Origin of the sequence: Parafrankia sp. EUN1f (assembly GCF_000177675.1) — a bacterium.
Classification (GTDB): Bacteria; Actinomycetota; Actinomycetes; order Frankiales; family Frankiaceae; genus Parafrankia.
The window spans coordinates 1-14,547 of record NZ_ADGX01000104.1; the positions used below are offsets into that span (position 1 = coordinate 1).

The window sequence follows — 14,547 nt, forward strand, 5'->3', positions numbered from 1 at the left end:
CACGATCACTTTTGACCCGAGGTACGCCGCGGGAGATAGCCCGATCGTGCGCTCGCGGCGATAGATGTGACGCTCCTTGACGATCTCGCGCACCGAGTTGGCCATGCCCATGAAACACGCGCACAGCACAAGGACCACCAGGACCTTCGTCGCGTTGAGGTTGGGAGCGACCGGCAGGGCGCCCAGACCGTCAGGTGCCGGGATCGATCGCGGGACGATCCCGAGAAGAATCGGAAACACGACGAGGAGCCTCAGATAGGAGCGGTCCGCGCACACCACTCGCAGATACCGCCGGGTGAGGGTGGCGAGCTGAGTCAGCATCGGTTGACGTCGGATGCCGAGCAGCTCTGCCGGTGCCCCTCGTGCCATGGGCGCCACGACCGCAGAGGGCACGAAGTAGTCGGACGAGCGGAAGCGAGCCGCCAGCTCGGCGCCCGGGATCCGCGCCAGCGTTCGGAACACCGATGCGAACGACAGGAAGTCCTCGGTGCCGAAATAGCGCAGCGCTCCGCTGGACGGCCCGAAGTAGGCCACATGGCCGCCAGGTGCGAGGACCAAGAGGTAGTCGCAGTAGTCAAGGGAGAGCAGGCTGTGCGTGACGACGATGACCATGCAGGTGCCCTCGTCTGGCGCACTGCCTCTTCCCCGCCTGGCAAGATGCTCAGTGTTTCCATCACCGACTGCTCGTTCGCGGGGTCCAGACCGGAGGTGGGTTCGTCGAGAAACAGCAGGGATGGCCGGGTCAGGAGTTCCAACGCCACCGAGGTCCTCTTCCGCTGGCCTCCGGAGAGCCGGCTCACCATGAGGTCTGCCTGATCGGTCAGGCCCAGCTCGTCGATGAGTTCCTCGACCCGCGCATTGCGCTCGCCTACCGTCGTGTCCGCTGGAAACCGCAGGGCCGCTCCGTACGTGAGCACCTCACGCACCGTCAGTTCGACGTGCAACAAGTCGGCTTGCGGCACGTACCCGATGCGCCGACGCAGTTCATCGTATTCGGCATAGAGGTCGCGCCCAGCATAGCGGACACGGCCGACGTCCGCCGGCCGGAAGCCGGTCAACGCATTGAGCAGAGTCGACTTTCCCGCGCCGCTGGGGCCGACCACTCCAAGCACGGTGCGACCTGGCAGGCGAAACGTCAGATCGCGCAGCAGTTCTTTCGCTCCGACGGATACAGACAGTGACTGGACTTCGAAGGTGACGTCACCGGAATCGATATACTCGACGAGCGTTCTCCCGTCGAGCTGGAAAAGATGGTGGCCGATTGCTATGACGTCGCGCTGATCAACCCGGGAGCGGCGTACCCGCTGGCCGTTAACGAAGGTTCCGTTCGCCGAGTTCAGATCCACGATGTCCACACCGCCGGCCCCCACCTGGAGCTCGGCGTGCTCTCTCGACGCAAGCAGATCCGACACAGGAATATCACTGGAAAGCGAACGGCCGATACGCACCTTCCCAGGGCGCAGCGAATGCAGCGCGAGGACGTCCGGCCCCGCCGAACCTAATTCCGGCTGCTCTACCGCGGCGCCCACCTCGGATCTGGCTGAGCGCGGCATGACGGCCGCCTCGGAACCGGCGGCACCGCGGGACGGAAACCGTGAGTGGCTCAAGTCCGTCTCGGACCCTGCACCCTGTGTCCCGGACCGCCACCCGCCGTCACGCATCGCACGTCACCTCGTGGCATCCGCGGCTCGCCGGCCCGACGTGCCTCGACCTGTGGAAACGCCGGTCGTCCGATTGGGTACGAATGACAGGTTCGCCCCTCGAATAGATTTATCAGGATTCTCCGCGACAAGCTTTGAGTATCCCCGAGGAATGTAAAATCAGCTTAACTGTCCCGAATTCGAACACGGATCTCCCGTCACTGATAGCACTCTCGGGCACCAGCCGCCTGAAATCCCGTTCCCGCCGCAGCCGATGGCCCAACTACAAGCTACTAGCCAGGCTCTTTTTCTGTCGTCGTCCGTACGCAGCATTCTGATTACTGCAGACGCAGTACCTTTCGACGGCGTTGGCCTTCGCGCTGGCGGCGGCCGCGCGGTACCTCTCCCGGATCTCGGGACGCGGCGGGGCGGTGTGGGTGGCGGCCTTGTAATCGAGCGGTTAGGGTTCGAGTCCCCTCGCCGGCTCCAGACAGATGGCCCCTGACCTGCGGTTTTACGCAGTCTAAGATCATTTTTGCAAGATCGAAATGGGTTGGTGTGCGCATGGTGTGCGCATTTCGCGATGGCGTGCTGGGGTCGATCTTGAACGGATGTCATCTCCGGATGTCTGAGGCCGGGACCTGCGGTCGCGACACCATCCCGGCGACGGTTACGTTCTGTTATCACCTGCCGTTCTGGAGGCGGGTGGGATCGGCGAGAACGACGCGCGCCGGCTGGCGGCGGCCGGTCCGCCATCCCGCCCCACCGCTTCCGCGGTATGCGGGCCGGACGTCCACGGCGCCGCCAGGACCGATGGCGGCGCCGTGAATATGATGACGGAGCCGGCAACCCGGCGTCACCACCGCGACTGCCGTGGCGTGGAACACGGGTCCGCCGTGCCCCCCAGTCCGTCACCCGGGCAAGGCCGCTCACCCGCACCGGCGGCACTGGCACCATGATCGACGCTACGGATCTTGGTGGACAGAGTCCGCGGGCCGGCTGACGATGGCCTCAAGGCCGGGGCGGTAGCTGTCACGCGTGTCGACGGTGAGCCGTGGAAGGTTCAGACGGATATCGACAAACGTGTCGAGGGAGTGACGGCCCGCGGCGAGGGCGTCGAGAAGATCGCGGTCGCCGGCGCCGCGCGATGGGGGTCAGTCCCAGCACGGGCGGCGATCCGCTGGCGCGCGGTGGCGGTGTCCACGGTGGCGCGGATGATCCGTACGTCGGCGTGGGCGGTGAGCGGTTCCAGGTGAGGTGCCAAGACCAGGATCGTGCACATGGAGGACGGGTACGACTTCCTCGGTTTCCGTATCCAGTGGGAACGCAAACGAGGAAGCGGGAAATGGTACGTCTACTCCTACATCGCCGCAGTGCCTGTTCGCTCGGTAAAGGAATAAGATCCGCGCCTTGACCCGCAGGACGTCGCAGGCCAACCCCGCAGACGTGCTGATCCGGCTCAACCAGATTGAGCACGGCTGGACCAACTACTTCCGGCGTGCCGTCGCGAAGCGCACGTTCAGGATGCTGGGGGTCTTCCTCTGGCGCCGGGTGATCATGTGGTGCAGGACGCTGCACCGCTGGTCGTGGAAGGACATCCGTCGACCGGCCAGGAGAAACGAACCGGTGGCAATACCGGCACCGCGCTCCAGGCCGACTCAACCGGGTCAGGGATCCGGTCCGCGGCGAGCTGGTCCTCGTGGCCGAGCGGGCATCGGACCCGGGCGCCAAGGCTCTCGATGTCGGCGCGCCGCGGCCGGGGCAGGCTGCGGCGAAGGGGCCGCTGGTGGACGCGGCGTCGGCATTGCGGTGCGCGCACGAGTGGCTCGTCACCGAGCCGCCGCACGCCAACGAGATCACCGTCATGGCGGACCGCCTCTGCGTCGGCCCACGGCTACGCCCCCAGCGTGATCTCGACGGTGCGGTGACGACGCCGCTGAGCGCCGAGCAGACAGCGCCCGAGGAACTGCGCCACAGCCCACGGGCACACACGCTGGCATGGGTACTTCTGGACGCGAGCCGGTTGGTCCCGGTCTCCTCTGTTGTCAGCCTCTCGGCTACGATTCGGCGCAGCCTTCTGCGACATACAGCCCTGACGGGCTACAAAGAGTGAAAACTCGGCCGATGGTTCGTGGGCCAGCCCGTGGCGGGCCCAGCTGTTCCGACGGGCCCCGCCGCCGGTCGCTGTCCCGTACTCGACTGACAACAGGTGATCATGACTGACCCCTCATCGCCACCTTCGCGTCATGCGACGATGTCCGGGCGGTACCTCGCCGGGCTGGCGGCCCGTCTCGCCGACAGTCGCCGGAAGGAGACGGCGGTCGTAGCCGTCGCCCGCGGCCACGCCGATCAGCTTCGTGCGCAGCTGGCACAGCGGGACACCCAGTTAGCGGAGTGCCAGCTGCAGCTTGGGCGCCTCCAGGAGCGGCTCGGGGGACTGACCGCAGACCTCGCGCAACGGGATCAGCGAGTCGCCGAGCAGGCCGAGACCATCGGTCAGCTGGAGAAGCGGCTGGAGGTCGCCGAGCAGGCGTTGGGGTTCATCTCCCACGAGGCGCTACCCGCGTTGATCGAGGGCACGCATGCGCCCGCGTTGCCGGCGGCCCTCGACGGCGATGCCGACATCGTGGCCCGCTACGACGGCATCGCCGGCCATATCGTCGAGCTGCGCGACGCGCTGCGACAGGCACAGGAGGCGCTGCGGATCGGTGAACGACGGATCGCCGCCTGGGAGGAGGGCGTGCGATTCGTCATAGACCACCAGCTTCCCGCCCTGGCCACCGGTGATCTGGTCCCCGCACTGCCGGACGCCGCCGGTGACGAGGCGATCGTCGGGGTGCTGGACGGGATCGGCGCGGCCGTCGCGAAGCTGGTGGAGCAGGCCCACGATCGTTTCCGGGACCGCGAGGAGGCCCTGCGGACCGCGACGGTCGGGCTCGCGCGCAACGTGCAGGCCGTGTCCCACCGGGTGCAGGAAGAAGCCACGGCCATGGTGCTGGCGCATCCGACGACACCGGATGTGCTCGAGAGCGGCTACCGCGTGGACCATGCGGCCGCGCAGCAGGCCCGTTACGCGCAGAACCTCGCGGTGCTGTGCGGCGAATCGCCGGGCCAGCAGTGGCAGGAGCCGGTGGCCGTAGCCGACATCGTGACCGCGGCTGCCTCACGGATCATCGCCTATCAGCGGGTGCACGCGTCCGGCAGCCCGGACACCGCGGTTGTCGCTCACGTCGCCGAACCGCTCATCAGCGTCATCGCCGAGCTGTTGGCCAACGCGGCGCAGTCCTCGCCGTCGACGACCGAGGTGCTGGTCGGAATCCGGTCGGTGCAGCGCGGAGTGGTCTACGAGATCGATGACTGTGGCGTGGGCATGGAGGAGTTCCGCCTGAACCGGGCGCGGGAGATCGCCTCGGGACGCCGGCCCGTGCGGGTGGCGGATCTCGGCCAGACGCCGCAGACCGGCCTGGCGGTGGTCGGCGAGTACGTGCGCCGCCACGGGCTGCGGGTCGATCTCAGCGAGTCGGTCTACGGCGGCGTCCGGGCGGTGGTCTTCGTGCCCGACGAGCTGACCGAGCTGTTGAACCCCGCCACACGCCTTACGCGCGGCCACCACCGGACCGGGTCCGCGGCCGTTGGCACGCCCCCGGCACCCGGCGCCGTCTCCCCTCCGGATCCGGCCTCGGTCCCCCCTGGCGACCCGGCCTCGGCCGCGGGGGAAGATCGCCCGTCGAAACCGGTGCTCCCGCGACGCCGATCGCCCCGCCATGCCGCGCTCGCCGAGAAGGCCCCGCCGCCCGCCACGCCATCCGCGAGCCCACCCGCACCGCCGCCGTCAGCCGACGAAGCCGGATCGTTCCTCGCGGCGATTCTGAGCGTCGCGCCGGACGCCGCTTCCGGTGGCGAAGTCACTGACCCGGGCGACTCCGCCCCGCCCTCGACCCCGCTCGCTCCCGCAGAGGAGACGGAATGACCCCCGATGCCACCGGCACTCTCCACACCGACCACTGGCGTGGGATCGACGCCAACCGCTGGATGGTGGAGGAAATCGAGACGACGCAGGGTGTACGGCACGCGTTCGTTTTCACCGCCGATGGCTTTGTGACCGCCGTCTCCAGCGCCCTGGACCGCGACGGCGCCGAGAAGCTCGCCGCCGCGTGCTCGGCCATGGCGTCCCTGGGCAGGGCGGTTGCCGGAGACCACGGCGAGGGCGGCATTCCCAGCCACGTGGTGTACGAACTCAACGGCGCCAAGCTGATGTTCCGCGGGGCCGGCGAACGCACCTACCTGGGTGTGATTACCGAGGCCGTGATTGACCCGGCGCTCGTGGCCCACCAGATGACCACGACGGTACGCAAGATCGGCGAGAAGTCGTTGAGCTCCGCCGAGCGCCCGCACTGAGCCGTGGTCGACCCCGCAGACTACCTCGGCCCGGTTCGACCGTATGTGCTGACCGGTGGCCAGGCGCGCCCCAGCCGCAACACGGTCCGGCCGGAGACCCTGCTGGTGGCGAACACGGACGCCAGCCTGCCGCCCTCGGCCACGCGTCAGCACCGGTCCCTGGTGCAGCTGTTCCGGGGAATGCTGTCGCTGGCCGAGGCCGCCGCCCACCTGAAAATCCCGGTGAGCGTCGCGGCGGTCATGGTCTCGGACCTGGTCGACAGCGGCCATCTCGCCGTGCGCACGGTGGGAGCCGATCCAGACACCCTGAACCAAGAGCTTCTCGAAAGGGTCCTGCATGGTCTCCGTAGCCTCTGATCACCGCGGGGCTGATCGTGACGAGGCGGACCGGTATGTCTCGCCGACGGTGCGCCAGTCGGTCAAGATTCTGGTCTCGGGCCCGTTCGGCGTCGGCAAGACCTCGTTGATCGACTCGGTGAGCGAGATCGTACCGCTGCATACCGAAGAACAGATGACCCGGCAAAGCTTGGGGGTCGACTCGCTGACGGGTGTCGAGCGTAAGACGTCGACGACGGTCGCCCTGGATTTCGGTCGGATCACCCTCGGGGACGACATCGTGCTGTATCTCTATGGCACTCCCGGGCAACGACGATTCTGGGACCACTGGGCAGGGCTGGCCGAGGGCGCGATCGGTGCCCTGGTCCTGGTCGACACGCGCAGGCTGGAGGAGAGCTTCGAGGTTTTCGACCAGATGGAACTGAGTGACACGCCCTTCGCCGTGGCCGTGAACGTGTTCCCCGATACGCCGGATATCCCGCTGGACGAGGTCGTCGCCGCGCTGGACCTGCCCACCGATACGCCGATGACGTCCTGCCGGGCTCTGGACAGGCAGTCCTCGATCCAAGCGCTGATCGCTCTGGTCGAGCACGCGACGGTATCCTCCCGGCTGACAGGGGCGCATCGATGATTTCCACCCGCGATTCCCTGTCGGACTTCACGGGTCTGACTCCGCTGTCGGAGACCACCACGTGCGCCGACCCCCAGGCCGCCTACCGGGTGCTGCGGGAGCGGTGGGGGCAGGTCGCACCGGTGGAGCTCGAACCCGGTGTACCGGCCTGGCTGGTCATGGGCTATTCCGAGATTCTTCACGTGGTGCGCAACGAGCGCCTGTTCGCCCGCAATCCCTCGCACTGGCGGCTGCTGTCCGACGGTGTCGTGCGCCAGGACTCCGGACTGGGACCGATGATGTTCCCGCGGGACAACGCCTACTTCGCGGACGGAGCACGGCATCGCCGGCTGCGGGCCCCGCTCGACGAGGGCATCGCGGGCATGGACCAGCATGCCCTCCGGCGCTCGCTGCAGGCGACCTGCCGAGAGCTGATCCGCGGGTTCGCGAAACGCGGCGAGGCCGACCTGGTCACCGAGTACGCGTCGGTCATTCCCATGCTGGCGGTCTCCAGCCTGTTCGGAATCTCCACCGAGCACGGCCATCAGCTGCGGGCCGGCCTGATCGCCCTGTTCGGCAGCGGCGAGGACTCGCAGGAGGGCAACCGCACCTTCGAACGCATCCTGACCGAGGTCATGCAGTCGCACGCGGCCAGCCCGGCCGAGGACCTCACCACCGCCTTCCTGGCGCACCCGAACCTGCACGGCAGCGACGAGGTCGTGCAGTCCATCGTTCTGATGATCTCGGCCGGCTACGAGACGACGACCTCGTGGATCGCGCAGACCATCCGGCTGATGCTCACCGACCCTCGGTTCGCCGGGCGCCTGCACGGCGGCCGTCTGGGCGTGGACGACGCGCTCGACGAGGTGCTGTTCCGCGATCCACCCATGGCCAACATGCCCGCCCGGTACGCGCTCGCCGACACCGAGCTCGCCGGGCAGACCATCCGTGCGGGCGACGCCCTGATCCTCGGCCTGGGCGCGGCCAACGCCGACGCGCGCATGCACACCGACGACCCATGGCTGGAGACCGGCAACCGTTCGCACCTGGCGTTCTCCGCCGGCCCGCACACCTGCCCGGCCCTGGACCCCAGCCGTCTGATCACCCGCACAGCCGTCACGACCGTCCTGACAGAACTGCACGACCTCACCTTGGCCATTCTTCCGGATGAGATCGAGCTGTTGCCCTCGCCGTGGACCCGCTGCCCGGCAAGCCTTCCAGTGCGTTTCGCCGCATCCGACGTGCCCATCGTTGAGCAGGAGGTCTCGCATGGCTGACTCGACCGCCATCCCGCTGGTTCCCCTGGACCCCTTCGGCGCCGATCACCACGGCGAACAGCGCCGGCTGCGGGAGGCGGGTCCGGTGGTGCAGGCCGAGCTGCCCGGCGGCATCCGCGTGTGGGTGGTCACCGACCACGCCCTGCTCGCCGAACTGGTGGCGGACGAGCGGGTGAGCAAGAACTGGCGGAACTGGAGCGCCATCCAGGACGGGACGATCACCGACGACTGGCCGCTGGTCGGCATGATCAAGGTGACCAACATGGTGACCAGCGACGGCGTCACGCACTCCCGCCTGCGCCGACCGGTGACCCGGGTGTTCACGCGCGGCCGGGCGGAACAGCTCCGTCCCCGCGTCAACCAGATCGTCGCCGAGCTGCTGGACGAGCTCCCCTCCCATGCCGGCCCCGACGGATCGGTGGATCTGCGGTCGCATTACGCCTACCCGGTGCCGATGCAGGTGATCTGCGAGCTGCTGGGCGTCCCGCGGGAATGGCGGGCCGAGCTCCGCCGGCTTGTCGACAGCATCTTCCGTACGGATACCAGCAGCGAGGAGGCCGTGGCCACCGAGCGGCAGCGCCTGGCCCTGCTCGCCGAGCTGGTGCGGCTGCGTCGCGACGAGCCCGGTGAGGACCTCACCAGTGCGTTGATCAAGCTGCGCGAGGAGGACGAGGCGGCGCTGACCACCGAGGAGCTCGTCGACACCATCTGGCTGCTGCTCACCGCCGGCCACGAGACCACGCTGAGTCTCATCACGAACGGCGTACGCGCCTTGCTCACGCATCCGGACCAGAAGGCCATCGCCGTCGCCGGTGACGCCGCGACCTGGTCCAGTGTGGTCGAGGAGGTGTTGCGCTGGGACGCGCCGATCGGGAACTTCCCCGCCCGCTACCCGCTCGAGGATGTCACGATCGCGGGCGTCACGATCGCGAAGGGCGACGCGATTCTCGCCGCGTACAGCGGTGTCGGGCGGGACCCCCGCCAGTACGGCCCCGACGCCGACCAGTTCGACGTCACCCGCGCCCCCCAGCGGCATCTGTCCTTCGGCGGCGGACCGCACCTGTGCCTGGGCGCGCACCTGGCGCGCCTGGAGGCAGGCGTCGCCCTGCCCGCTCTGTTCGCCCGGTACCCGGACCTCCGTCTGGCGGCCGACCCCGCGACCCTGCCACCGGTTCCGTCATTCTTCTCCAACAGTGCCGCTGCGCTGCCGGTCCAGCTCGGTCAGGCCGCCGTGGCCCCGCCCTTCGTCCCCTGAGAGAGGCTCGGGGCCGTCCGACCGACCTGTTCGAGCTCCAGCGGCACGGCCGGCCCCGTCCACGCACGCGTCAAGTATGCCGAGAGCGCAGGGCAGCTGTCTCCTGAGAGCCAGAAAATCTGTTCCGGTCACAGTAGACATCGGGCACCGCCCTGGGTAGAGTTCCTGTCGTAGCCAAGAGAGTCACATGGTCGCGGCAGGCATGAACTGGCGCGAAAGCAAGACGGCGGCCGGGGAAGGCCGCCGAGCACCACCCCAGAAGGTCGGTAGGACCCCCTCGGGCGACACGGAGAGGAGTAATCACCCGAGCGATGGTCTGACTCGCCCGGTTACCGCAGGTTCCGGATTGGAAGGTCGTCCCTGGTCACGAATTGCAATGTCCATACGCCTGCCCTTCCGGGGCCGGCCACGCGAACTCAGACAACCCGACGTATCTAACCCAGTAGATGGTGTGAATCCTCGGGGCCCTGATGCCTATGGCATCAGGGCCCCTTTTGGCGCGTCCCCGGCCGCACGCCCGCCTGGTGGAGGCGTCACGGCCTGCGCGCCCGGTTCCTGCCGGGTCCTCACTCCTTCTCCACGAAACGGGCCGGGGCCCAGGGCAGAGAGTCCCGCAAGGGTCGACGAAGAGGGGTCTTGCCCGTCCGCCCCGCACCTGATCACGTGGAACGCACACGAGGTGCCCACGTGGCATCCACGGGAGAGCGGGGCCCAGTGTTCATGGAGAGAGATCACCATCCGGTACCGACCCGAAGGACGCGCTACTCCTGCAGGGCTGGTTCTCCGCGCTGCTCTCTGGAGGGACGCGAGAGGACGAGCAGCCCCCTACCGGCGTTTCTGACCGGACACGGCTCCTCGGTGACTCCCCGGATCTTCGCGCGGAATACGGGCAGGACCAGGACAGGTAGAAGCGGCGCACCGAACGGGCGACCGGGCCCGCCCCAGGGTGTCAAAGCCCCGACCTCCCGGTCGTGGGTACTGGCCGGCGGCATCTATCCGACCCTGCTCGGGGACCCGAAGGTCCGCAGCGCCCGCCGGATTGGCTGCTGGCTGACCCCCGGGCCGACCTCTTCGGCGCGTGTTGACGCCGAGTGAGTGTCTGAACGGTTCCCGCCTCGGCATCGACACCTCGGCCCCGAAAAATCTGTCGCCGTTGCGGTAGACATCTGGGCTTCGCGGTAGGTAGAGTTCCTGTCGTAGCCAAGAGAGATCAGGGTCGCGGCAGATACGAACTGGCGCGAGCAGGGCGGCGGCCAGGCAGGCCGCCGAGCACCACCGAGAGAAGTTCGGAAATACCCGGCAGGTGACCGATGAGGAGAGAGGAGCGGACACCGTCAGGATCGCCCGAGCGATGGTCTAGCTCGCTCGGATACCGCGCAGGCCCCGGATTGGAAGGTGGTCCCCGGTCACGCATACGCGATCCCCGCACCCACGCCCTCTCGGGTCGGCGTGCGGATTCCAGAATCCGGCTCGTTCTGGCCGGTAGATGGTGTTGAACCCTCCGGGGCCCTGGTGCCGCATGGCGCCAGGGCCCCTCGATGTGTCATGAGAGGCGCGATGACCCCTGAGAGCACCCATAAACCCGCTCACAGTCTCGACGACGACGATTACCCCGCCTACACCATGGGTCGCGCAGCCGAGATGATCGGCGCCACGCCGGCCTTCCTGCGGGCCCTCGGCGAAGCCCGGCTGATCACGCCGCTGCGCTCGGAGGGCGGCCACCGCCGTTACTCCCGCTACCAGCTGCGGATCGCCTCCCGCGTCCGCGAGCTCGTCGACCAGGGCACCGCGATCGACGCCGCCTGCCGCATCGTCATCCTTGAAGACCAGCTCGCCGAAGCCCAGCGGCTCAACCAGCAGCCACGCCAACCAGCGGCCAGCCCGCCGCCCGCTGAGACCTCCTGACAGGCACGCCGGCAGGAGAGCGAACCGGGCTGGGATGCGGGTCCCGTCGTTCAGGTAGCGGCAGTAGAACGTGAAGCGATAGGCCAGGGGTGGTGCGTCGACGTCGTGCCTGTCCACCGCTTCTGGCGTCGGAGTTCGCGGGGTTCCGGTTCCCGCCCGAGGTGATCGTCTTCGCGGTGGGCTGGTATGTCTACCCAAGGATCCTCGACGAGCTGCTGCCCGAGGCCTGGCACGTTGACGCCGCCCGGGAGAACAACCGGATCGAAGCCGACCACGGCCGGTTGAAAGCCCGGCTGCGGCCGATGCGCGGGCTGAAACGCCTGCGGTCCGTCCAGAACGTCAGCACCGGACACGCCCTGGTGCAGAACATCCGCCGCGGCCACTACGAACTCGCCATCGACACCGACCGGCAGCTACGCCTGGCAGCCGCGTTCACCGAACTCGCCGCCGCCGTCTGACCGGCCGACGTCCAGGCCGCTGGCATGCCCAGCTTCCCCGTAGTGCAACAGCGCCGGCGCAGTGGATGTCAGCGGCCCGGCCGCGTTGCCGGGCCTGAGGGTGACCGACGGTGCGCGCGCCCTTGTTGCCCGCGATCTCGGTGTCGGCCGCCGCCCAACGGTGAAGCTTCGTCCGCATCCCCGCTCCCCGAACCCCTGCCGCCCTTCCCATGTGCCGGACTTGCCCCGGCTCCGAGTACTACGGCGGCTCCGTCCTGCCCGGACCGATCGGCGGTCGATGCGCCCAGCTCCACGCCCGTCCACACCGACAGAGCGCAGGGCGAAGTCCGGAACGTTCCCGCGTTCGCTGGGCCTCGCTCGACGAAGAAGGAGCCCGACTACGTCCTCACGGCCTCGCCACGAGTACGCCGCGGACCGGACGCTACGGGATCGGTGGGCGCCCTGTCGGCGTGATCTGGCCCGGTTGCCGGAGGTAGTCCGTGCCAGGTGGACGGGCCATGCAAGCACGGACTACCCTCGCCGGCATCCTCGAAAAGGGTCCGAGATGTGATTTTCGTCTCGGTATTGGCAACGGTAGGCCGTCTTGCTATAGTCCGGATCCTACTCGCAAGTAACACCAACCGGTAACTCGTGGGTAGCGGTGCCAAGCCAGGAGGATCCGTGGTCAGACAGGCACGTTCCCCGTAGTTGGCAGGCCTCCGGTAGGCATGGACCTGCCGTGGCCTGCGCGGTGCCCGGTGGCCGCTGGATACCGCCGGCAACGCCATTGGCAGAAGACTTCCACGGCCATGTGGAAGGCATCCTTCAGCGGCATTCCGGAAGAGCGAGAGAAGCCCTTCTCTGGATGAGCTGTGCCGTGTTTCGATCCGCGCCGCACCCCTGGATCAAGCACCCTAGTCTGATTTTCTCTGCCCGAAAACTGCCCTGGGCCCGGGACCGGCCACGGTTCCTACGGCGCCGCTCACAGGATGAAGAAAGAAGGTGGACCGGGATGGGACGAAACTTATCCGGCCGCGGGATCTGGTCACGAACGAAGATCGGCTCGCTCGTGTCGACGCTGGCGCTGGCCATGGTCGGCGCATTTCTGCCCGTGATCATCGGTGCTCAACCGGCCGCGGCAGCCGTCGAGGGGCCCGCCGGTGACGCCTTCTACACCCCGCCGTCGCCGCTTCCCGCCGGTAACCCGGGTGACGTGATCTGGTACCGCAAGCAGGCCGATTCCGGCAACGCGAGCTCCTATCTCGTCCTCTACCACTCGAGGAACGCCCTGGGGCAGCCGAACGCGGTGTCCGGCACGATTCTCGTCCCGAAGGGCAAGAGCCCGGTCGGTATGCCGATCGTCGCGCTCGCCTCGGGCACGGTCGGCCTGGGCGACGCATGCGCCCCGTCGAAGAACCCGCTGGTCAGCGTCGCCCAGAACCAGGGCTTCATCGACAAGGCCCTCGAAAAGGGCTTCGCCGTGGCGATGACCGACTACGAAGGGCTCGGCACCCCGGGCGTCCACACCTACGTCGTCGGCCAATCCGAAGGCCGCGCCGTCCTCGACATAATCCGCGCCTCCCAGCGGCTGCCCGAGACCGGCCTAAGCACCGCGAACCCGGTCGGCCTGCTCGGCTACTCGCAGGGCGGCGGCGCCGCCGCGTGGGCCGGCGAGCTCCAGCCCACCTACGCCCCCGAACTCAACCTCAAGGCCATCTCCGCCGGCGGCATCCCGGCCGACCTGCTGGCCGTCTCCAAGCAGCTCGACGGCGGCCTCGGCTTCGCCGTCCTGGCGATGGCGGCGCTGGGCCTCGACGCCGCCTACCCCGAACTCAACCTCGACAGCTACCTCAACGCCGCCGGCAAGAAGTTCTTCACCGACTTCAGCGACGACTGCGTCGAATCACTCATCATCTACCCGTTCCGAAAGCTCAGTGACTACACGACGACCAACCCGCTGACCACCTCGGCCTGGCTGACCCGCCTCAACGAGCAGAAGCTCGGCGCCGTCGCGCCCAAGGTTCCGACCTTCCTCTACCACGCCTGGCCGGTCGACGAGCTGGTCGCGCGGCCGCAGGCCGTCGCACTGAAGGACACCTACTGCGCGGCGGGTGCACCCATCAGCTGGAAGGACTACCCCGGCGAGCACGCCACGGGCATCCTTACTACCCAGAGCGACGCGGTGGGCTTCCTCGCCGACCGGTTCGCCAACAAGCCTTTCACCCGCTCCTGCTGACGCGGCCGGCTGAAAGGTCGATCTGACCTGATCTGATGTGCGTGCTGGGCCGGCGGCGTGCCGGCCCAGCACGCACATCGCCCGAAACATGGGCCACTGCTTCCCCGCTGTTCCATGGGGCCAGGGTGCCCGGGCGCGCGCTCTCCTTGAACTGAAGCGGTTTCTGTTGAACCTGTTTTCTCGTACGAGCTCATTTCCTCGACGGAATTCATGATTCGACCGTGCGGTCATCCTCACGACCGCCACGTCGGCGGCGTCCAAGGACGGCGCTGACCGGCTCACTATGATTCCCCTACACAGTTCGGCGTTCTGCCCGCACCGCGGGGCGCTTTAGCCTTGCCGCTGCTCGAGAGCCGAGGTACCTACTAAGCGTCAATGGTGTGCGCATCCGCGGGCAGCAGGCGAGGCGACACCGTGGACGTGAACACGACGACGGAGCCGGCAACCCGGCGT

The 14,547-nt window shown here is 68.1% G+C and carries 11 protein-coding genes and 2 pseudogenes; 12 read left to right on the forward strand and 1 reads right to left on the reverse strand.

Translation table 11 applies throughout. From position 1 onward, the window contains the following. Positions 1-1,469 (reverse strand): annotated as a pseudogene (locus FREUN1FDRAFT_RS25985) (ATP-binding cassette domain-containing protein); the annotation flags it as partial. Between the two features lie 1,148 nt (positions 1,470-2,617). On the opposite strand from FREUN1FDRAFT_RS25985, the gene FREUN1FDRAFT_RS25990 reads away from it, so the two are divergent. The 12 genes and pseudogenes from FREUN1FDRAFT_RS25990 to FREUN1FDRAFT_RS26040 all read left to right on the forward strand — a co-directional run bounded on the left by FREUN1FDRAFT_RS25990 (position 2,618) and on the right by FREUN1FDRAFT_RS26040 (position 14,094). Beyond that, on the forward strand, positions 2,618-2,896 hold the full coding sequence (locus FREUN1FDRAFT_RS25990; protein WP_006543234.1) for a hypothetical protein: 279 nt from the start codon (positions 2,618-2,620) through the stop codon (positions 2,894-2,896). Positions 2,897-3,086: 190 nt separating this feature from the next. Continuing rightward, positions 3,087-3,173: pseudogene (locus FREUN1FDRAFT_RS48220) on the forward strand (group II intron maturase-specific domain-containing protein); the annotation flags it as partial. 166 nt (positions 3,174-3,339) lie between these two features. After that, the gene (locus FREUN1FDRAFT_RS46760; protein ID WP_006543236.1) at positions 3,340-3,753 is read left to right on the forward strand and encodes a hypothetical protein; all 414 of its coding nucleotides are present in this window, start codon (positions 3,340-3,342) and stop codon (positions 3,751-3,753) included. A 102-nt stretch (positions 3,754-3,855) separates the two neighbouring features. Beyond that, the gene (locus FREUN1FDRAFT_RS26000) at positions 3,856-5,610 is read left to right on the forward strand and encodes an ATP-binding protein (protein WP_232295406.1); all 1,755 of its coding nucleotides are present in this window, start codon (positions 3,856-3,858) and stop codon (positions 5,608-5,610) included. After that, positions 5,607-6,038 carry a roadblock/LC7 domain-containing protein gene (locus tag FREUN1FDRAFT_RS26005; RefSeq protein ID WP_006543238.1) on the forward strand — a complete coding sequence of 144 codons (432 nt, stop codon included), beginning with the start codon at positions 5,607-5,609 and terminating at the stop codon, positions 6,036-6,038. The genes FREUN1FDRAFT_RS26000 and FREUN1FDRAFT_RS26005 overlap by 4 nt, the downstream gene beginning before the upstream one ends. Before the next feature lie 3 nt (positions 6,039-6,041). Next, entirely contained in the window at positions 6,042-6,395 is a 354-nt protein-coding gene (locus FREUN1FDRAFT_RS26010) for a DUF742 domain-containing protein (RefSeq protein ID WP_006543239.1), read from the forward strand. Beyond that, the gene (locus FREUN1FDRAFT_RS26015; protein WP_006543240.1) at positions 6,376-7,005 is read left to right on the forward strand and encodes an ATP/GTP-binding protein; all 630 of its coding nucleotides are present in this window, start codon (positions 6,376-6,378) and stop codon (positions 7,003-7,005) included. Before FREUN1FDRAFT_RS26010 ends, FREUN1FDRAFT_RS26015 begins: the two co-directional genes overlap by 20 nt. After that, positions 7,002-8,261, forward strand: a complete 1,260-nt coding sequence (locus FREUN1FDRAFT_RS26020) for a cytochrome P450 (protein WP_006543241.1) — start codon at positions 7,002-7,004, stop codon at positions 8,259-8,261. The genes FREUN1FDRAFT_RS26015 and FREUN1FDRAFT_RS26020 overlap by 4 nt, the downstream gene beginning before the upstream one ends. Further along, positions 8,254-9,516 (forward strand): cytochrome P450, encoded by a 1,263-nt coding sequence (locus FREUN1FDRAFT_RS26025; protein ID WP_006543242.1) that lies wholly within the window; start codon positions 8,254-8,256, stop codon positions 9,514-9,516. The genes FREUN1FDRAFT_RS26020 and FREUN1FDRAFT_RS26025 overlap by 8 nt, the downstream gene beginning before the upstream one ends. 1,557 nt (positions 9,517-11,073) lie before the next feature. Continuing rightward, positions 11,074-11,421 (forward strand): MerR family transcriptional regulator, encoded by a 348-nt coding sequence (locus FREUN1FDRAFT_RS26030; RefSeq protein WP_006543245.1) that lies wholly within the window; start codon positions 11,074-11,076, stop codon positions 11,419-11,421. A 92-nt stretch (positions 11,422-11,513) separates the two neighbouring features. Continuing rightward, the gene (locus FREUN1FDRAFT_RS26035) at positions 11,514-11,879 is read left to right on the forward strand and encodes a DDE-type integrase/transposase/recombinase (protein WP_083828821.1); all 366 of its coding nucleotides are present in this window, start codon (positions 11,514-11,516) and stop codon (positions 11,877-11,879) included. Between the two features lie 991 nt (positions 11,880-12,870). Next, positions 12,871-14,094 carry a lipase family protein gene (locus FREUN1FDRAFT_RS26040; protein ID WP_006543247.1) on the forward strand — a complete coding sequence of 408 codons (1,224 nt, stop codon included), beginning with the start codon at positions 12,871-12,873 and terminating at the stop codon, positions 14,092-14,094. The last annotated feature ends 453 nt before the right edge of the window (positions 14,095-14,547 follow it).